Origin of the sequence: Paraburkholderia panacisoli (assembly GCF_008369935.1) — a bacterium.
In the GTDB taxonomy this organism is placed as follows: Bacteria; Pseudomonadota; Gammaproteobacteria; order Burkholderiales; family Burkholderiaceae; genus Paraburkholderia; species Paraburkholderia panacisoli.
In genome coordinates this window covers 346,073-363,752 of the sequence record NZ_VTUZ01000005.1, presented here as the reverse complement: position 1 = coordinate 363,752, position 17,680 = coordinate 346,073, and the positions used below count along the sequence as shown (strand labels likewise).

18 protein-coding genes and 2 pseudogenes are annotated in these 17,680 nt (G+C 61.6%); 12 read left to right on the top strand and 8 right to left on the bottom strand.

All coding sequences use genetic code 11. The features are described from left to right. Positions 1 to 317 precede the first annotated feature (317 nt). Complete coding sequence (locus FVF58_RS10510; RefSeq protein ID WP_149669816.1) at positions 318 to 635, top strand: DUF1840 domain-containing protein; 318 nt, start codon at positions 318 to 320, stop codon at positions 633 to 635. A 57-nt stretch (positions 636 to 692) separates the two neighbouring features. Continuing rightward, on the top strand, positions 693 to 1,100 hold the full coding sequence (locus tag FVF58_RS10505; RefSeq protein ID WP_149669815.1) for a hypothetical protein: 408 nt from the start codon (positions 693 to 695) through the stop codon (positions 1,098 to 1,100). A gap of 60 nt (positions 1,101 to 1,160) precedes the next feature. Here the strand turns inward: FVF58_RS10505 and FVF58_RS51355 are convergent, their stop codons facing one another. Together FVF58_RS51355 and FVF58_RS51350 are read right to left on the bottom strand one after the other, a co-directional pair. Further along, entirely contained in the window at positions 1,161 to 1,319 is a 159-nt protein-coding gene (locus tag FVF58_RS51355) for a hypothetical protein (RefSeq protein WP_188130778.1), read from the bottom strand. A gap of 30 nt (positions 1,320 to 1,349) precedes the next feature. Next, on the bottom strand, positions 1,350 to 1,562 hold the full coding sequence (locus FVF58_RS51350) for a hypothetical protein (RefSeq protein ID WP_188130784.1): 213 nt from the start codon (positions 1,560 to 1,562) through the stop codon (positions 1,350 to 1,352). A gap of 244 nt (positions 1,563 to 1,806) precedes the next feature. Here FVF58_RS51350 and FVF58_RS52650 point away from each other — a divergent pair. From FVF58_RS52650 to ltaE, 4 genes and pseudogenes are all read left to right on the top strand, one after another. Next, positions 1,807 to 2,110 (top strand): annotated as a pseudogene (locus FVF58_RS52650) (chloride channel protein); the annotation flags it as partial. Positions 2,111 to 2,443: 333 nt separating this feature from the next. Next, a complete protein-coding gene (locus tag FVF58_RS10490; RefSeq protein WP_149669814.1) occupies positions 2,444 to 2,935 on the top strand; it encodes a universal stress protein in 492 nt (163 codons plus the stop codon). A gap of 253 nt (positions 2,936 to 3,188) precedes the next feature. Further along, positions 3,189 to 3,528, top strand: a pseudogene (locus FVF58_RS52645) (hypothetical protein); the annotation flags it as partial. A gap of 280 nt (positions 3,529 to 3,808) precedes the next feature. Next, on the top strand, positions 3,809 to 4,816 hold the full coding sequence (gene ltaE / locus FVF58_RS10480; protein WP_149669813.1) for a low-specificity L-threonine aldolase: 1,008 nt from the start codon (positions 3,809 to 3,811) through the stop codon (positions 4,814 to 4,816). Between the two features lie 55 nt (positions 4,817 to 4,871). Here the strand turns inward: ltaE and FVF58_RS10475 are convergent, their stop codons facing one another. Continuing rightward, positions 4,872 to 6,239, bottom strand: a complete 1,368-nt coding sequence (locus tag FVF58_RS10475) for an MFS transporter (protein ID WP_188130782.1) — start codon at positions 6,237 to 6,239, stop codon at positions 4,872 to 4,874. A 739-nt stretch (positions 6,240 to 6,978) separates the two neighbouring features. Between FVF58_RS10475 and FVF58_RS10470 the strand changes: the two genes are divergently transcribed. After that, positions 6,979 to 9,432, top strand: coding sequence for a glycogen/starch/alpha-glucan phosphorylase (locus FVF58_RS10470; RefSeq protein ID WP_149669811.1), 2,454 nt, complete (start codon positions 6,979 to 6,981; stop codon positions 9,430 to 9,432). Positions 9,433 to 9,535: 103 nt separating this feature from the next. Here FVF58_RS10470 and FVF58_RS10465 read toward each other — a convergent pair whose 3' ends face one another. The 5 genes from FVF58_RS10465 to FVF58_RS10450 form a co-directional block, all read right to left on the bottom strand. Continuing rightward, a complete protein-coding gene (locus FVF58_RS10465; protein ID WP_149669810.1) occupies positions 9,536 to 10,663 on the bottom strand; it encodes a hypothetical protein in 1,128 nt (375 codons plus the stop codon). A 267-nt stretch (positions 10,664 to 10,930) separates the two neighbouring features. Then, entirely contained in the window at positions 10,931 to 11,278 is a 348-nt protein-coding gene (locus FVF58_RS10460; protein ID WP_149669809.1) for a hypothetical protein, read from the bottom strand. 202 nt (positions 11,279 to 11,480) lie between these two features. Further along, on the bottom strand, positions 11,481 to 11,876 hold the full coding sequence (locus FVF58_RS10455) for a DUF6232 family protein (RefSeq protein ID WP_149669808.1): 396 nt from the start codon (positions 11,874 to 11,876) through the stop codon (positions 11,481 to 11,483). 748 nt (positions 11,877 to 12,624) lie between these two features. Then, the gene (locus FVF58_RS51340) at positions 12,625 to 12,762 is read right to left on the bottom strand and encodes a hypothetical protein (protein WP_188130776.1); all 138 of its coding nucleotides are present in this window, start codon (positions 12,760 to 12,762) and stop codon (positions 12,625 to 12,627) included. A gap of 135 nt (positions 12,763 to 12,897) precedes the next feature. Then, positions 12,898 to 13,149: a helix-turn-helix domain-containing protein gene (locus FVF58_RS10450; RefSeq protein WP_149669807.1), complete on the bottom strand. Its 252-nt coding sequence runs from the start codon at positions 13,147 to 13,149 to the stop codon at positions 12,898 to 12,900. 864 nt (positions 13,150 to 14,013) lie between these two features. Between FVF58_RS10450 and FVF58_RS10440 the strand changes: the two genes are divergently transcribed. The 5 genes from FVF58_RS10440 to FVF58_RS52640 all read left to right on the top strand — a co-directional run bounded on the left by FVF58_RS10440 (position 14,014) and on the right by FVF58_RS52640 (position 17,638). Beyond that, on the top strand, positions 14,014 to 14,694 hold the full coding sequence (locus FVF58_RS10440) for a hypothetical protein (protein WP_149669805.1): 681 nt from the start codon (positions 14,014 to 14,016) through the stop codon (positions 14,692 to 14,694). Further along, complete coding sequence (locus FVF58_RS52280; RefSeq protein WP_223191141.1) at positions 14,678 to 15,367, top strand: MbcA/ParS/Xre antitoxin family protein; 690 nt, start codon at positions 14,678 to 14,680, stop codon at positions 15,365 to 15,367. The genes FVF58_RS10440 and FVF58_RS52280 overlap by 17 nt, the downstream gene beginning before the upstream one ends. A 151-nt stretch (positions 15,368 to 15,518) precedes the next feature. After that, positions 15,519 to 15,929, top strand: a complete 411-nt coding sequence (locus tag FVF58_RS10425) for a hypothetical protein (protein WP_149669804.1) — start codon at positions 15,519 to 15,521, stop codon at positions 15,927 to 15,929. A gap of 166 nt (positions 15,930 to 16,095) precedes the next feature. Then, positions 16,096 to 17,010: an HAD domain-containing protein gene (locus FVF58_RS10420; protein WP_246217011.1), complete on the top strand. Its 915-nt coding sequence runs from the start codon at positions 16,096 to 16,098 to the stop codon at positions 17,008 to 17,010. Between the two features lie 142 nt (positions 17,011 to 17,152). Next, on the top strand, positions 17,153 to 17,638 hold the full coding sequence (locus FVF58_RS52640; protein ID WP_342802399.1) for an HAD domain-containing protein: 486 nt from the start codon (positions 17,153 to 17,155) through the stop codon (positions 17,636 to 17,638). The last annotated feature ends 42 nt before the right edge of the window (positions 17,639 to 17,680 follow it).

Here is a 17,680-nt window from a genome sequence, read left to right as displayed (position 1 = left end):
GGGGAAACCCTGGTAACGCCAATACACTGTGGTCGTGATTATATTTCAATATGATATAAAAGGCAGAAACCGGCTGTTGCAGTGCGGAACCGCCGGAGTGCGATCCTGCCACTTGTCTCCTCGCTGAAGACAAGTCCGCCGCCGCGCGCCGCAATCGGCCAGATGAGCGCCGCGTTTTCATTTAATCACGTTGTGATATAAAATGATGCTAGGCGGGGCGAGGAAAATGCGATGACGCGTGAGTCATCGCGCCGCTCGACAAGCATAGGAATCCGATCGACGAGTGGCTTGTCACGCGCTCTTCCAAAGGAGCTGTCATGCTCGTTACTTTTCAATCGACGGCATCGCCGGATGTCGTGATGCTCCGGGACCTTGCGCAATATCTGTTGGGCTTGATCGGCAAGCGTCTCGAAGACCGTGGCGTCATCGTGCATGATGAACTGCCGGTTGCGATCGACCGGCTCGAAGCCGCAATTTCGGACGACGCGACGGCGGAAGCGACTGTCGAACCCCTGCATCGTTCGTCAGGCAACCAACGCGAATCGCGTAACAGACTGTCTCAACGCGCATGGCCGTTTCTGGACATGATGCGCGCGGCACGCAAGAGCGAGGCGGACATCATCTGGGGGCTTTAGCCGTTCGGATCGGCCGCTGATATTTTGCGGCTGGGTGATTCGGCAGAGGATCGAGTGATGCAACGACATCTTTCGCAATGGCGTTGGGTGGTCATACTCGCGGCGTGCGTTATTCCGGTCATGCACTGTGCCGCCACGGCGCGAGCGACCGACCTCTACGTCGAACATGGCGGCGCGGCAAGCGCGTGGGCAAACAACGCAGCGCACAACTCGTTACAACGCGCTCAACCCGCTGTTGTGTTCTCGGGGCAAACCGCTGCGTACTTCGGTGACGTGCCGTTTACCGTGGTCGGCGTATATGGCGCGACCATGCTCGACATGTTGTCGGGTGGTCCATTGGTTCTCGTGAGGTGGCCGAATGACTGCTGCTCAGCGAGGCAGAGGTGGCACACGCGGCGTCCGATGGACAACACGCCCGCCGACCCGCCCGGCGCTCATATCTTCTTTCTCTGGCCCGAGTCGTAGGAGGCTGCGCATGCCGTGGCGACGGCGCAAATGACTGGCTGCGTCGCAGCTTCGATGTCCTCAATGCCCGTTGCGCGGCCGATTCCACCAATGACGATGCATGCTGGAGCGAAGCAGCCGCTCGCGGAGGTTCGCACGTCGCTCCTGGGTGACCATCAGAAGAATCACCATTGCCAGCACCACGCCGCAGACTGCCAACTGCACTAGAAAATCCATCATGACCGGTCTCTACTATTAGTCATGTTTCAATCAACGAGTGAGTCCGCGACTTCGAACAGAACGCGGCACGACACCCGGTCGAGCAGGCTTGCGTGATTTTCGCCGCTCCATCAGCGCGCCCACCAGCTGCGGATGCAGTTTCTGGAGGTGCCGCGTATCGAGCAGACCACCGATCAGAATGACGCCGGGCAGCGCAAAGGCCACCAGCAGATAAAAGATTTCGAAGTCGTTGGCGATAACCATTTGATCCTCCCGTGCGAAAGGTGATCGCTTACCAGTCAGCATATATCACGCTATGATATAATTGCGCAGGCAGAAGATCTGAATGTGCGCGCTGGCGTCCTGTGTTGTTGCTATGCCGTCGCGTTTGCGCACATGTGTCGTTAGCCGCGCATTGCATCACAAAAAGATGCAATATGACGAGGCGAGGATGCGCTAGCGGTTTGCGCAATATCTTCGCGTTGCCACTCGACGGTCAGGAGCCACCGTGCACACGAATGCGTCAAAGGGCGACTTCGCCACCGATACCCGACTCCTGCGAATCACGGCCATCGCCGCGGTCGTGGGCATTCTGAGTAGGTTCGTGGCCGATTTTCTGCTGCATCTGATCCGCTTCTTCACCAACGCATCCTTCTTTCAGACGATATCGATCGCAGACCGCTCTCCCTGCCGGCAACGCACTTGGGCTTTGGGTTGTTATCGTGCCCGCGACCGGTGGCCTGATCGTCGGGTTGATTGCGCGCTTCGGTTCGGAACAGATTCGCCGGCACGGCATTCCCGAAGCAATTGATGGGAGCGGGCGTCGGTGCGGTGCCCGGTCCGTTGATGCCCGGCGGCGATCCTGCTGTGTGTCTGCTGGACTTCATGGCGGCCGCGCTTGGCGGCATGATGCGCGCGCCGACCATGGCCGTGGTGTCAGCGTTCGAACTGACGCACGCATGCGAATGTGCTGTTGCCGTTTCTGACCGAGGCCGCGGTTTCGCTGTATGTATCACCAGGCGACATATAATGGATTGACGATGTTCTGGCTCGACGGCGATGCCGCGTTTGTCTGCGAGCGAGGCATCTGTGCATTGCGAAGCGGATTTTGCGCTGCCGCGAAACGAAAGTCAGGGAGACACGAGATGCCGACTTTTAACCGCATTCTTCTCTGCTACGACGGAACACGTGAAGGGCAGCACGCGTTGAAGGACGGCGCCTGTCTGGCGCAGGAACTCAAGGCGGAAGTGCACGTGCTGTCCGTGCTCAACAATTCAGCCTGGGTGCAAGGGGCCGACATCATCTCGGCAATCCCGGTCGATCTCGTCACCAACTCGGCCAGAAGTTTGCTCGACGAAGGCTTGAAAAAACTCGCTGCGCGCGGAATCTGGGCGCGCGGGCATTTCGCCGTCGGCGATCCATTGGAAGAGATTTCGTCGTTCGCGCACGATCTGAAGGTCGATCTGATCGTCGTAGGGCACCGTCATGAGAGCCGGCTGGCGCGCTGGTGGGGCGGCAGGAACGATGGCCTGTTGCTGGACCGGGTCAGTTGCAGCGTGCTGGTGACCATGGGGCCGGAAACGGCTGAGGAGACGCCGGGCGCCGGCGAGACTGCGCGCTCGGTCGAAGAGCTTTAGCCGGGCCTGCCAGGAGAGGACGCAACGCTCGCCGTACAGCGGGCCGTTGAGGTCAACTGATCGCGCGTGCGCTGTCCATTGGCTCGGCGCTTGAACATTGCGCATACCGACCCTCCAGTCCTTTCTCTTCGATGAGCCGGCGGATGTCGAATGACAGCTGGGGTTGCGGCGCTCACATCAATAGACGTTTGATTACTCGCTTTGCTTCGCGATTTACATGCTCGTCAATTTTATATCACAAAGTGATATGTAAATGCCGCTTGCTTCCAGGGTAATAGCGCGTTTGCATGACGAATGTCTTCAGCCTGTCACCGACCGGCACTCTTCTTCACACACTCCGCTCGTTCAGCTGGTAAGGCTTCCGGGCGAGACAATTTGCGCGCGCAACAAAGTGATCCTTGGCAAGCTCGAAGGCGTCAACCCTGCAGGTTCGGTCAAGGATCGCGCGGCACAAGCGATGATCCTCGGCTTTTGCGCTTGCCATGGTGGCCGCGCTCAGAGCCTACCGGATGCTGCTGGTCATGCCGGAGGACGTGTCGATCGAGTGGCGCCGCGGCATGACCGCATACGGAGCCGAACTCGTGCTGACTCCCGCGAATCCGGCGACGATCGTATTCGTCGTCTGCGATCGCGGCGACCGTTACCTGTCGACCGGCGCGTTTCCCGCTTGGGTTCAATCGTCCATCCGTCGCGATTTCATCGAGTCGAACGGGCATTGTGTTGCATTGCACCAATGACAAAACATAAACCAAAAAGCACAATGCGTGACTCAACCGGCGACGCCGCATCCATCCGTCGGTGCAAGCAGCATCGCGCCGGCCGGCACTCACAGGCTGTCATTCACAGACGCACAAGGACATACAGGGACACCCAATGATCGATTTGCGCAGCGATACCGTAACCCGTCCAACTCCGCCGATGCTCGCGGCCATGTCGGCCGCCGAAGTGGGTGACGACGTCTGGGGCGACGACCCCACCGTGCTGCGTCTGCAAGCCGCCGTCGCCGAACGCGCCGGCAAGGAAGCGGGCCTCTTCTTCCCGAGCGGCACGCAAAGCAACCTGGCGGCACTGATGGCGCACTGCGCACGCGGCGACGAGTACATCGTCGGCCAGCTCGCGCACACCTACAAGTACGAAGGCGGCGGCGCGGCGGTGCTCGGCAGCATCCAGCCACAGCCGCTCGAAAATGCCGCGGACGGCTCGATCCCGCTCGACAAGATCGCCGCCGCGATCAAGCCCATCGACAACCACTTCGCGCGCACGCGGCTGCTGGCGCTGGAAAACACCATCGGCGGCAAGGTGCTGCCGGCCGGATATGTCGCCGAGGCGGTGCAGCTCGCGCGTCAGCGCGGCCTGTCGGCGCACCTCGACGGCGCGCGCGTCTATAACGCGGCGGTCGCGTCCGGCAAGCCGGTCGCGGCGCTATGCGAGCCGTTCGATTCCGTGTCGATCTGTTTTTCGAAGGGGCTGGGCGCGCCGGTGGGCTCGGTGCTGGTCGGCAGCCAGGCGCTGATCGACGTGGCGCACCGCTGGCGCAAGGTGCTGGGCGGCGGCATGCGCCAGGCCGGCGTGCTGGCGGCGGCCTGCCTGTACGCGCTGGATCACAACGTCGAGCGCCTCGCCGACGACCACGCGAACGCCGCGCATCTGGCGGCGGGTCTCGAAGCGATCGCGCAGGTCAAGGTTCAGTCTGTCGCCACGAACATGGTGTTCGCGCAGTTTCCGCAGCAGGATTGCGCGCCGCTCGAAGCGTGGCTCAAAGAACGCGGCATTCTGACGCAGATGCTGTACGCGTCGCGCTTCGTGACGCATAAGGATGTGTCGCGTGAGGACATCGATACGTTCATCGCCGCAGTGAAGGGGTATTTCGCGGCGCGTTGACCTATGGTCGAGTGACAAAGCGGGCGCGCTGAGAACACAGCGCGCCCGCTTTTTTTCATTTCGCCGACGCTCTCACGTGGCCACCCGTGCGATGCGAAGGCGCCAGCAGCCGCAGTCCGCTCGCGAGGCTCGCCGCTCCGGCAAAGAACGCGCCCGTACCGAGCGCAAGCGTCGGACCATGGCGGCCGGCAATCCCGAAGCTCAACGCAACCAGCGCCGCGCCGGTGGTCTGCCCGAGCAGCCGCGCAGTCGCGACGATGCCGCTTGCACCGCCGCTGCGTTCGGGCGGCGCGCTCGCCATCAGCGCCTTCAGATTCGGCGACTGGAAGAAGCCAAAGCCCGCGCCGCAAATCGCCATCCGGATGCCGATGTCGAGCACGTGCGGATGCACCGGCAACAGCGCCAGCGACGCCATCCCCGCCGACATCACCGCGAGCCCGATCGCGCCGAGCAGGCCGGGCGGATAGCGGTCCGACAGGCTGCCCGCGAGCGGCGCGGCCAGCGCGACCACCACCGGCCATGGCGTCATCAGAAAGCCGGTTTCGACCTGGCTGCGATGCAGGACGTCCTCGAAATAAAACGGCAGCGACACGAACGCGAGGCCCTGCGCGGCGAACGAGCACACCGCCGTCACCGCCGACAGCGCGAACACCGGCCGCTTGAACAGATCGACGGGCAGCATCGGCGCCGGGTGGCCCGCTTCACGGCGGATCAGCAGCAGCCCGAACACCACGGTGATTGCCGCCGCGCTCAGCACGAGTTGCGCCGACGCGCGCTGGGCCGCCTCACCGAGCGCGAAGATCAACGCGGCGAAGGTGATCACGTTGAGCAGCGCCGCGACCGGATCGAAATTGTGCTTGCCGCGTTCGGTGTGCGGCAGCGCCGGCCATGCAAAGCCCAATGCGAGCAGGCCGAGCGGCACGTTGACCGCGAACAGCCAGGGCCACGCGGCCACCGACAGGATCAGCGACGCCACCGTCGGCCCGACCGCGAACGACACGCCGACCACCAGCGCGTTGGTGCCAAGCCCGCGTCCGAGCCTGTGCGGTGGATAGAGAAAGCGGATCAGCGCGGTATTCACGCTCATGATCGCGCTCGCGCCGAGGCCTTGCATCACGCGCGCGGCGGCGAGCAGCGGCAGCGTCGAAGCCATCGAGCACGCGAGCGACGCCAGCGTGAACAGCGCAATGCCGCCGATGTAAATGCGCCGGTGCCCGATGATATCGCCGAGCGCGGCGAGCGGCAGCAGTGTCGCCACCACCGCGAGCTGATACGCGTTGATGATCCACACCGACGCCGCGGGCGCCGCATGCAGATCCGCGGCGATGGCGGGCAGGGCGGTGTTGGCGATCGCGGTGTCGAGCGTGGCGAGCGCGACGGTGAGCATGATCGCGGCCATCGCGCGGCGGTTGGCGGCGGACATTGGGCCGTCCGCGGGGAAGGTCGGCGCGGCGGCGGCGCTGGAGTTGTCGGACAAGGCGTGGCTCGTCGGGTTAGGCATGCCAGTGCGGTGGCCGGTCTAAAAACGCGGCGTGCAAGCGGCGGGGTTGAGTGGCGAGAGGCGCGCCGTCTGGTGCAGCGGTCAAGGCGGGCAGCGCGCAGCGAAATGTAGCGATTGTTACAGAGACGCGGAAATCCTGCTGGGACGCGGGCAGGCCGATATGACCTGGCTTAAACAACGCAACTAACGGTCAGGTCCATGCAATCTCTTCGAACTGATCCGCGCACACTCTGTCACACGCCACTCGGCACAAACAGTTCAGCAGACGAGGCGCCCGATTTGATCACATACCGAAGCGCTCGCCCGATTCATCCGCGCGTCACGCGGCGAAAAAATACTGGTGCGAGGCGTGATCCGATGTGCGTTGCGCATCTCGCCGGCGTTGACTTCATCGCAGCCTCTCTGTGGCCTCTTTCATGCCGTTCGATGCACGCGCGCAGTGCCGCCTCCGTGCGGTTTGCACCGTGTCCGTGCGAAAAGCCGCGATGCCCGCGCGTCCCGGCGGGCATGGCATGTGCGTGAGTAGCGGCTCACGCTCGCTGTGCGCGGCAGCCGTAAAATGTTCTACTCTGTTTTTTAACCCGCCTGAACGGCACGCGCCTCCCGTCCGTCACCCATGCGGTTCGCGTATGCCGCGGCGCTTTTACCTCCGGAGGCTTCGATGACAACCGTCGATCTGGAATTCGACCAGCTCCACAGTACCGTCGACGCGCTACGGCGCTCCATTTCCAACCGCATGATGTACGGCGTCGGCAAGGACGCTGTCACTGCGCATCCCCATGACTGGCTGCATGCCGCGGCGCTCGCCGTGCGCGACCGACTGGTGGCGCGCTGGATGAAAACCACGCGCCTGCAATACGAACAGGACGTGAAGCGCGTCTATTACCTGTCGATGGAATTCCTGATCGGCCGGACCTTTACGAACGCATTACTGGCGCTCGGCATTCACGATCAGATGAAGGAGGCGCTCGCGAGTCTCGGTGTGGATATGGAGGCGCTGATCAATATCGAGCCGGACGCCGCGCTCGGCAACGGCGGTCTCGGCCGGCTTGCTGCCTGCTTTCTCGATTCCATGGCGACGCTCGGTATTCCGGGCTTCGGCTATGGCATCCGCTATGAATACGGCATGTTCCGTCAGGAGATCGTCAACGGCGAGCAGGTCGAAGCGCCAGAGTACTGGTTGCGCGCGGGCAATCCATGGGAGTTTCCACGGCCCGAAATCAAGTACATGGTGCACTTCGGCGGGCGCACGGTGCAGCGTGGCGAACAGGTCGAATGGATCGACACCGAGCATGTGAACGCCACCGCGTACGACACCGTGATCCCCGGCTACGCGACGGACGCGACCAACACGCTGCGGCTATGGTCAGCGCGCGCCACCGATGAACTCGACCTGAGCGCGTTCAATCGCGGCGACTACCGCAATGCGGTCGACACGAAGAACATGTCGGAGAACGTCTCGCGCCTGCTGTATCCGGACGACTCGACACCCGCCGGCCGCGAACTGCGGCTGCGCCAGGAGTACTTCTTCGTGTCCGCGACGATGCAGGATCTGATCCGCCGCTATCAGCGCACGCACAGCACGTTCGGGCGCTTCTCCGAAAAGGTCGCGGTGCATCTGAACGATACGCACCCCGTGCTGGCGATTCCGGAGCTGATGCGTCTGCTGGTCGACGTTCATCATGTGCCGTGGGACAAGGCATGGAAACACGTCACGCAGATCTTCTCGTACACCAACCACACGCTGATGCCCGAAGCGCTCGAAACGTGGGACGTCGAGATGCTCGCGCGATTGTTGCCGCGCCATCTCGAGATCATCTTCGAGATCAACGCGCAGCTTCTCAAGCATGTGAGCGAGCATTCGGGTCATGACGCCGAGATGATCCGCCGCATTTCGCTGGTCGACGAATATGGGCAGCGGCGCGTGCGCATGGCGTATCTGGCGATCGTCGCAAGCCAGAAGGTGAACGGCGTGTCGAAGCTGCATTCGCAACTGATGACCCGCGATATCTTTGCCGACTTTGCGCGCATCTATCCGGACCGCTTCACCAACGTGACCAACGGCATCACGCCGCGCCGCTGGCTCGCGCAAGCGAGCCCGTCGCTGTCGTCGCTGATCGATCAGCGCATCGGCAACCATTGGCGCAGCAATCTGTTCGAGTTGGAGCAGTTGCGCAACCTGCGTACCGACAGCGGCTTCATCGAGGCGTTCCGCGACGCGAAGCGGCAAAGCAAATTGCGGCTCGTGCAGCGCCTCGCGCAGCACACCAAACTGCACTTCAATCCAGATGCGTTGTTCGATCTGCAGGTCAAGCGCATTCACGAATACAAGCGCCAACTGCTGAACGTGCTGCACGTGATCGTGCGCTACAACCAGATTCGCGCGAACCCCGAGCGCGACTGGGTGCCGCGCGTCGTGCTGTTTGCCGGCAAGGCCGCGTCCGCGTACCGGATGGCGAAGACGATCATCAGGCTGATCGGCGACGTGAGCGAGAAGGTCAATCACGATCCGCTGATCGGCGATCGGCTGAAAGTGGTGTTCGTGCCGAACTACGGCGTGAGCGTGGCCGAGATGATCATTCCGGCGGCCGATCTTTCGGAGCAGATTTCGATGGCCGGCACCGAAGCGTCCGGCACCGGCAACATGAAGCTCGCGCTCAACGGCGCGTTGACGATCGGCACGATGGACGGCGCGAACATCGAGATCTGCGACGCGGTGGGGCGCGAGAACATCTTCATCTTCGGCCATACCGCCGACGAAGTGGACGACTTGCGCGCGAGCGGTTACCGGCCGCGCCAGGTCTACGAAGAGAACGCGGAACTGCATATGGCGCTCGACCAGATCCGTACCGGCTTCTTTTCGCCGCACGAACCGTTGCGCTTCTCGGATATTTTCCACACGCTGGTCGACTGGGGCGATCACTACATGGTGCTGGCCGATTTCGCCGCATTCGCGAAGGCACAGGAGGAGGTGGACGCACGCTTCGTCGACAAACGTGCGTGGGCCGAAAGCGCGATTGAGAATGTCGCGGGGATGGGGCAGTTTTCGTCGGACCGCACGATCGGCGAATATGCGCGCAATATCTGGCATGTGAATCCGCTTAGTCTGGAGTGACGGCGGTGGGCGTGCGCTTGCGTTTCGCGTGATCGCCTGATAAATGACAAGGCCGTGCGGTTCTTTGCTGGAACCGGACGGCCTTTTTATCGCGAGGGCGATATCACGGCGCGAAGCTTTCACTCGCGTTTGCCGCACGTAGACCCAGCTGGCCGCGCTGGAAATCGAACAGCACGTCGACGTTCTGCATCGCCATCAAACCGACCACGATGCGGTTCGCGTCCGGCTTCGCTTTCACGATCGTGACCTGCGCGTTCTCGTAGCGGTGCACCCAGGATGCCACGCCGATCGCCGCTTCATAGTTGCCCTGATTGAGGGTCTTGCCGACATCGTCGTCGCCGGTCCAGTTCGGCGCCTTGTCGGTTTCGATGCGGATCATGCCGGAGCTGCCCGTGGCGAATACCAGCGGCGCGCAGAACGTCATCTTGTCGGCGACCCGCACGCAGCCTCTCGGCCACTGCGTCGCACCGTCTTTCGACGCGGCCATCGGCAGCATCGTGTAGCCCTTCGTCAGCTCGCTCGACGGACTCAGCAGGAGGTAGGGTTTCGCGACGTTCGAGCGCACCAGGTACCGTTGACCGATGTTGCCCGGCAACGCGCGCAGCGGCTGCGTACAGCAGTTCTCGCCAGGCAGCTCGGCGCCGATGCCGGCGATGCCCGAGAAGGCCCAGCCGAATTCGCCGGTGTAGCCGTCCATTGCGACGCAACGCTTCGCTGTCGGCAGGCAGCGCACCGTATCGACCGCTTGCGCGGCGATCGGCGCCGGCTTCGTGCCACCCACGCTGAACGGCAACGTCACCGCCGCGCCGACCACTTCAGCGCCGTTCGCGAACGACAGCGACGTCACGTCGCCGGCGGGCGCGTAGTTCGACCCCGGCAGCGTCGACTTCAGAATCCGCACCCCTTGCGTGCCCGTGTCCAACGCGACGTAGAGCGGCTTGCCGTCGAGCTGGATCGGCAGGCCGAGGCGCGCTTGATCCTGGTCGGCGCGTTCCACGTGCAGTGGAATCAGCAGGCCGTCGTTGCCGCCGTTGATCAGCGCGGCATTCTGCGCGGGCGGCGTGGGGACCGGGAAGGTGGTCGAGCAGGCGGACAGGGCGGCGAGCGTGACGCCCGCAAACAGCACTATCGCGGTGAGACGGCGCCAATGAGCATGCAGGCGGGCAGGCAAACACGCACGCCAGTTCGGGCGAATGTGCCGGGGCGCGGCACCGGGAGACGACAGGGACATAGATCACGCTTCGCAAAAAGGCGCGGTCCCCGGACGAGGCATTGCAGCGGGAGCCGCTGGCGGGCAGCGCGCGCGGCAATTTCACTGGCATGCACGCGGCGGCGCGAGCGGGAAAGCCACATGCTCGCGAATGCTTGTGCAGGCCTGCGGGAGGGAACACGCGATAACAGGAGCGGCGACTCTACATGGCCGCTCGCGTGTGATTGCAAAGATGTGTAAAGGCTGCGGCCGCGACGAGCGGACTGCGCGCGCAAACCTCGACTGGCGTCAGGAGTAGTCGCGTGGGCGGCGGATTACCGTCGTCTGGGCGCGGCCCAGCGTGGCGCGGTCGAGCGCGGTGGTCAGCACGCCGATCACGTCGTCGAGGGTGCGCGAGGTGACTTCGACGCGGAAGGTCACGTGCTCTTGCTGGCGGTCGACGGTGACGATGTACAGACGCAGATCGTCGCCGAGCGCGGCATGCAGCGCGCGCCGTCCGTTGGCCGACGAAACGCCGGGTATCGTGACATCGATGATGACGAGCGGTACGGTCCGATGCGTAGGGCGGGCGACGCGTAATGCGGGCGGCGCGAGCGGCGCGGGGATTGCGGACGTTGCGATGGGTGTGAGCATCATGGGAGCGCCAATCAGCTGAGACGGCGCGTTGTTGATACCTGATCACTCTAGCCGGGCTTGACTCAACGGCACGCAAAAAGCTGCCTTGGTTGTGATCAAAATCTTGTAAACGCGGACGATGCGGATGCGTGTGGGTGGCTGCGCCGGCGCACGAGGACAGGCCTGTGCCGGGCGCCGACGCCGCGTCAGGCGGCCGGCCGCTTCAAGCCTTGGGGACTGGTGCTGCCGCCGTTGCTTTCGCTTCATGCACCGCCGCGCTGACCCGCTCGACGAATTCGCGATCGGTGCTCATCAACGCTTCGCGTTCACCACTGGCTGTCTGCACCATCAGACGGTGGGTGATGTCCTGCGTCACCCACGTGAGCCAGCCCACGACGATCAGCATGACACCACAAACGATGCCCACCGGCGAGCGGAAGATCGCACCGACAATCGCGCCGACGAGGCCGAGCAGCGAAATCGTCAGCGGCAGGACCTTGTTCTTCGGCACGGTAACGACCTGCACGCCGACGATGTCGCGCAGCGGAAAGACCTGGCCAGCCGACGAGAGTGCATTGCGTGTGACCGACACGCCGCGATCATTGAAAGGGGTTTCCATCGAGGTTGAATGCAAAGGGGTAGTGAAGCGGCGAGGGTAGCAGACGTCAAATTCCTAAAGTCATGGGATTTTTCATCCTCTCTCACGCCCGCGGGGCAAGGAAGTACGATTTCAGTGACTAAAAAAATCAGTTATGGGATTTTGTGACTAAACTATGGTGGAGTGGTTCAAAGACGGGTCGCGCCAGCCTTCGTGGCATATCCGTTTGATCTTTGCGCTCACGGGAAATCCAAGATCGAAGAAGCTTATCAGCTGAGCAGGTCGTTGTTTGCAGTAGGTTTGCATTGTACGGCTGTCAACCTCGTCGGCGTGAGCAAACCGCGGAGTGCTTCGATGCGGTCGAAGTCGGGAAGGCTATGGTGATAGATAGCCCGCAATGTTCAGGGGCGTCGCTCGACGCGGTGGAGATGTTTGGCGGATGGGCCGTGAAAGGTGACGAAGCGTGCAGTGTGGGCGCGTCGAGCGCAGAGGCACTGGCGACATTATCCGAATATCTGGAGCGCGCCTGAACACCGGGACTTTTCTCATTCCGGTCCGAGCTCAAAGCGGAATTCGTACCCTATATCCAGGTGGTGTCGGCTCCTCCGAAGGGGTGCCCGAGAAAAAGAGTTCGAGTCTCACCGGCGTGTTTTGCCGCTGTGACCGGTAGCACGGACAGGTCGTTGCGGACCTGGCGTCAAGTTTCGCCAGGTTTTCATGTCGCCGAGAGACAAACCGGAGGCCGACGATTTCATGCGGCCTGCCAGAACTAGATCAGCTGAATCTTTCCGCGCTTCTCGACATCGTCAATCTCGATCGCAACGGCCTTCGCGTTCCGACCTTCCGAACTCGAAAACGCAAGGTCGGCGAGACACACCACCGCGCTGATCGCGATGGCGATACGCACGATCGAGCCATGGCGCCGACAAGGCGCTCAAAGCAAGATGACTTTCAGGGCGTTCGACGCAAAGGGCACCTATTCGGCGTTACCGCGCCTGCGCCCGTTCGACCTTATTTCGGCTTTGCCGGCTCGACGCGCCGATCACTCTCCGCTTTCGCTATCGCTGACCAGTTCCGCCGGGTCTACTCCCAAGCCGGTGGCGAGTCGCTGCACATTGTCGAGTGTTATGTTCACAGCCGCTCGTTCAATGTGGCTGACGTACGTGCGATGGAAGCCGCATTCGACGCTGAGCAATTCCTGGGAAACACGCCTTTCCAAGCGGAGTCTCCGGACGTGCGCCGCCAGCCGCCGTCGAAGATACGGGTCGATGTCTTTGCTTTCTGTTTCGGTCATGGCCAGGAGGTTGGCCCAACGACATTTTTTCGTCTACCTCATAAACATCTACTGTATATACGTCTACTATGTATACGTATACTATGGAAACATATACAATGCGCCCTTTCAGACATCTTGTTGCCTACGTCGCCCCTGCTGTCGCGAACGCGGCAGAAGGGTGCAGGTCTCCGACGTAACGATGGGAGTTGTTTCGATGGTTGCCAATCTGGCATCGGGCAGTGCACAGGCTATTGAGTGCCCTGCTGGGAACCCATACCAGCGACCGATGGTGCCCGCTGAACAAGGCCGGCTGTTGTCGAGTTACCCGCTGTTCTTCCGTTCCGGTCACTCTCAGCATACCCCTCGAACAGTGCCCGTTGGGCATCCAGAGCGGTTGCTGGGTGGTATGCAGTCATCGAAAAAGCTGCAGACGAAGTCAAACGCCAGTTGCAAATGCTGTGGGCCACGGAAGCAGCCCATACCCTTGTAAACGTAGCGTTCATCGATAGGATGTTGCGATACGGAACTTCGCTGGACGTGGACGACCCCTGCCCACTCATGCCGTTCTTCTCAAGCATTCACGTCATGAAAGGCAAGCTTGAGATTGTGGTTGTCGATGGACTGTTTGGTGACAAACAATCACGGGACTGCATCCGTGAAGCGGCGCAAAAGGCCGAGCTTCGTGCGCAAATGGTCTGTGAGTGCTGTGGGGAAGCGGGCCAATTCAGGAAGTATTGGAATCACGTTTACTGCAGCGATTGCATCTTCCCTGAGCCAGTGTTTCAGCAAACATGCAAGACAGATCGAGCCGAAAACGCACTGGGCCCATCAGCCATTCGATGCTGCCACTAGATGAAGTACCGTCATCCATCACGGAATAAATTGACCGACAACTATGTTCGGAAGCGCACCAAAATGAAAGCAGTGGCCCCAAAGGTTACCGACCGACAAGGCAATCCCCGACCCTGGTTGGCGAATGTTGAACAGAAGCAACTGCTGTCAAGGTACCCAATATTTTTCCGCGCTGTGGACCACCCGGAGGCATATCCGTCAAACATTGCGCATTTCGGAATTCAGTGTGGCTTTGGCTGGTATGGAATCATCGAAGAGATGGCGCGCGAGGTCGAGAGTGAACTTCGCACGATGTGGGAGGAGCTAATCGAATTCCCGCTGAGCCTCTCGCTGATGGACGGGCTACTTCTGCAGGGTCTTTGCGAATACCCTGTTGTTCCGGTGTGTACCGACATTAGTCAGTTCGCGGGCGAAATGATCGTCGATGTCATGGATGGACAGGTGTGCGGCCTTGCCAACAAGGAGCGCATTCAAGAGACAATCGAAAAAGCAAAATCGAAAAGCCGCGTAACCTGTGAGAGCTGTGGCAAGCCGGGAAAGTATCGGAAAGTCTACTTCCGCCATGTTCTTTGCGATGAATGTATGGCACCGTCTAGAGACGAAGAATCGCAGGATGACTTGTCCGTTTGCGTCGACGAGCGGAATGACGGCAACGGGTCTGGTCGGCCCCGAAGTGTGCTCGAAGGACTAGCGCATGCTCAAATACAGTGAGAAGACTGTCCTGGAGGTGGTTGCCTGTACCTGCGACCGGTGCGGGCGCCGGATGAGCCCGGAGGACGGTGACGGCGAATGGCTCGAACGGGTCTCGCTCCCCTGGCGCGGCGGGTTCCATTCGGTGTTTGGTGACTGTTCCGAGCTTAGCGTCGACCTGTGTCAGCACTGCGTCAAGGCCACCCTCGGCGAGTGGATCCGTGTCTCACAGCGCGACCAGGGCGACGGCCTTCGCGATCTGCGCAGCCTGGTATCGGCCGGAGCTACATCATCGCTCACGTCGGTCGTAGATGCTGCGTACTTCGATTCGCTTCGTGAGTTCATCAAGGCAGCCAATGAGTTCGTCGAAAAGAATCGATTGCGCCTCGAAGACTGCCAGCAGCTGAAGAAGACCAGACCAATCTCGGAGCTGGCAGGTTGCGTAAAGCCGCCAGTCACTGGGATGTCCGTGGACGACATGAAAGCCTGGCATGAAAACCCGAGCGCAGCTTGGCGGCTCCTGCGCCTCGCAACGCAGGTCTGGGATGACGCGGCCGACGCTGACACCTGGATGCACCGTCCGCATCCTGAACTCGGCGGCAAGACGCCATATGACGCGGCGACAACTGACTCCGCCGGCGCCGAGCGGGTGGAAGCCATCTTGGGGCGGATCCTGTATGGGATCCCGACATGAGTAGCTATCGCAGTCGAAGCCGCTTCGTGGACCGTGCGCGTTTTATGTTCTCGAGATCGAAACGCAGGAAGCTCGGCGCCGCGAGGAACGCGAGCGACGAAGCACCAGGCTCAGTCGGCGTGTGTCAATGTGCCAACAACGGAGAAAACATTTGAGTCCAGAATTAGAAGCCAAGCTGCGCGCAGACTACCCGCTGATCTTTACTGCCGAGCCGATTGGTGATCCCGACGATCCCGACGTCCCTGCTGTGCTAACGCTATGTGCTACCTGGGGCTTCGAATGCGGCGATGGGTGGTATGACCTGATCGATGTCCTGTGCTTGAACCTTCAGTACGCGACAAAAAACGGCGCGCCGCAGGTCGTCGCCCGGCAGGTGAAAGAAAAATTCGGCGGACTCCGCTTTTACGCGGGCGGACCAAATGATGAACAGGCGGGCATGATCCAAGTAGCCGCGTCGATGAGCACTCGCCTCTGCGAAGTGTGCGGCAATCGCGGCAAGTTGGTTCGAAACGGCTGGATCAAGACTCGCTGTGCCGAACACGAAAACGCCGACAACGAATGATTCGCTACACGCGGCGCGAGCGTTGCTGGCACTACGCTAGGAGCCGTCCTGGCTGCCTGGTCAGAGCTCATCAAGGTAGGGGCTCCTATTGAGCGGCGATGGCTCATCGCCCGCGAGCGCGCTATTGAACTGGTAACCGTCTCTGGGAGCCGGGAACCTATTTGTCTTGCAGACCAACCCTATGCCTTCAGCATCATCAACACCGGATTCGACGCTCGTCCCGCACGCCGCAGACCTTCGTGCGCTCGGCAGGCTGGTTCATAATTTTAGGCTGCGATGCGAGCTTAACCTTCTCGATGCTGCTGACTATCTTTATGTCGATGTCGCTGACTTGAGTCGCATCGAAGAAGGATTGTCCGTCGGTACGGATTCTCTCTTTATGGTGCTTGCTGGGTTCGGACTAGAGATGCTCGTTATGAAACGGGATGACGCTAGCGACGCTCTCGAGGCAGTTGGCCATACCGTTGACTGGTACAAGGTGATGGAGCTGAGTTCGCCGGGGCGAGGGCAGCCTGCACCGGTGCACATGGTCATGGACAACATGACGCCAACGCTATTTGTCGATTTCGATGGAACACTCCACGCGGGCAACGCGTACATCGGCGAGGACGATGAGATAACACTCGACACGGGGCGCCCGCTTCTCGAATTTGCGCCCCTGCTCGCCGAACTGCTGGCGCCATATCCCGACGTTGAGATTGTGCTCACAACGTCGTGGGTCCGTCGCTTGCCAGAGGAGCGCGTCATTGCGTACTTGCCGCCTGAACTGCGGCCGCGCGTCGTCGGCACGACCTGCAGCATTAAGCCACGTCGCAGCTATGTGCTCGATGGCACTGAGCGTACTCACGTAATCGCCAGTTATGTCTATGGCAAACGGTTAAGGCACTGGCTCGCCATTGACGACGCAGTGTTCGGCGCGGAGCGATTCGGACGCGAACCTGGAGAGCTGGTCGACCACTTCCTGCTTCTCGACCCGACGCGCGGCATCAGCGATGAGAATTCGCAGCAGCGCATTCGCCTGTGGCTGGCCGGCGTCCACCACAATCACATCGCTCGAATGGAGCCTTGCCGTGGCAATTGAAGACGCAGCGAATTGTCTCGCGGGAGCCGGGGCAACAAGGCAACGCCGTCCGATATGAACCGGTTTCACCCACCCGTTCAGCACCCAGGCACGACGCCGCGTCCAGCTATTACGGGTGGGTGGGTGCTGCATCTCGACTTCGATGGGGCGCTCCATCCGGAAGATGTTTGGCGACAGCCTGGTTCCGGACCATACGTCGCTCCGCCGCCCGGACACACACTTTTCGAGCATCCGTCGCTGCTCGGGGCGCTGTTGGCTCCCTACCCCGATGTGCGTCCTGTCGACAAGCTGGGTGCGCGTTTTAGGAAGCGTGCGCAAGGTAGCGCGTCGGCTGCCGCGGGCCCTGCGGGCAAGGGTGGTGGGCGCCACCTTCCACGGCGAGATGGACGCGTACCTGTTTGCAGCCATGCCACGTGGCATGCAGGTCTGGGCGGACGTCCAGCGCCGTCGGCCCCACGGGTGGCTATCGCTCGACGACGACGGTGAGGGGTGGCCGGCCATGGCGCGTGAGCATCTTGTATTGACCGACCCCGTGCTGGGGATCAGCGAGCCGAGCGTGTATAGCGCAATCCAGGAGAAGCTCGCTGCACTGGGAACTCCAGGCGGGGCCTGCGACAGGTCGGTCTGACTGCTGCCGATGGCTTAACGCAACTGTGACGCCGGCAGCGGC

What these genes read in the sequence shown, in the direction of transcription:
- FVF58_RS10510 (WP_149669816.1), top strand. Translation starts at nt 318, where the DNA reads ATGCTCGTTACTTTTCAATCGACGGCATCGCCGGATGTCGTGATGCTC.
- FVF58_RS10505 (WP_149669815.1), top strand. Translation starts at nt 693, where the DNA reads ATGCAACGACATCTTTCGCAATGGCGTTGGGTGGTCATACTCGCGGCG.
- FVF58_RS51355 (WP_188130778.1), bottom strand. Translation starts at nt 1,319, where the DNA reads ATGATGGATTTTCTAGTGCAGTTGGCAGTCTGCGGCGTGGTGCTGGCA.
- FVF58_RS51350 (WP_188130784.1), bottom strand. Translation starts at nt 1,562, where the DNA reads ATGGTTATCGCCAACGACTTCGAAATCTTTTATCTGCTGGTGGCCTTT.
- FVF58_RS10490 (WP_149669814.1), top strand. Translation starts at nt 2,444, where the DNA reads ATGCCGACTTTTAACCGCATTCTTCTCTGCTACGACGGAACACGTGAA.
- ltaE (WP_149669813.1), top strand. Translation starts at nt 3,809, where the DNA reads ATGATCGATTTGCGCAGCGATACCGTAACCCGTCCAACTCCGCCGATG.
- FVF58_RS10475 (WP_188130782.1), bottom strand. Translation starts at nt 6,239, where the DNA reads ATGTCCGCCGCCAACCGCCGCGCGATGGCCGCGATCATGCTCACCGTC.
- FVF58_RS10470 (WP_149669811.1), top strand. Translation starts at nt 6,979, where the DNA reads ATGACAACCGTCGATCTGGAATTCGACCAGCTCCACAGTACCGTCGAC.
- FVF58_RS10465 (WP_149669810.1), bottom strand. Translation starts at nt 10,663, where the DNA reads ATGTCCCTGTCGTCTCCCGGTGCCGCGCCCCGGCACATTCGCCCGAAC.
- FVF58_RS10460 (WP_149669809.1), bottom strand. Translation starts at nt 11,278, where the DNA reads ATGATGCTCACACCCATCGCAACGTCCGCAATCCCCGCGCCGCTCGCG.
- FVF58_RS10455 (WP_149669808.1), bottom strand. Translation starts at nt 11,876, where the DNA reads ATGGAAACCCCTTTCAATGATCGCGGCGTGTCGGTCACACGCAATGCA.
- FVF58_RS10450 (WP_149669807.1), bottom strand. Translation starts at nt 13,149, where the DNA reads ATGACCGAAACAGAAAGCAAAGACATCGACCCGTATCTTCGACGGCGG.
- FVF58_RS52280 (WP_223191141.1), top strand. Translation starts at nt 14,678, where the DNA reads ATGCTCAAATACAGTGAGAAGACTGTCCTGGAGGTGGTTGCCTGTACC.
- FVF58_RS52640 (WP_342802399.1), top strand. Translation starts at nt 17,153, where the DNA reads ATGGGGCGCTCCATCCGGAAGATGTTTGGCGACAGCCTGGTTCCGGAC.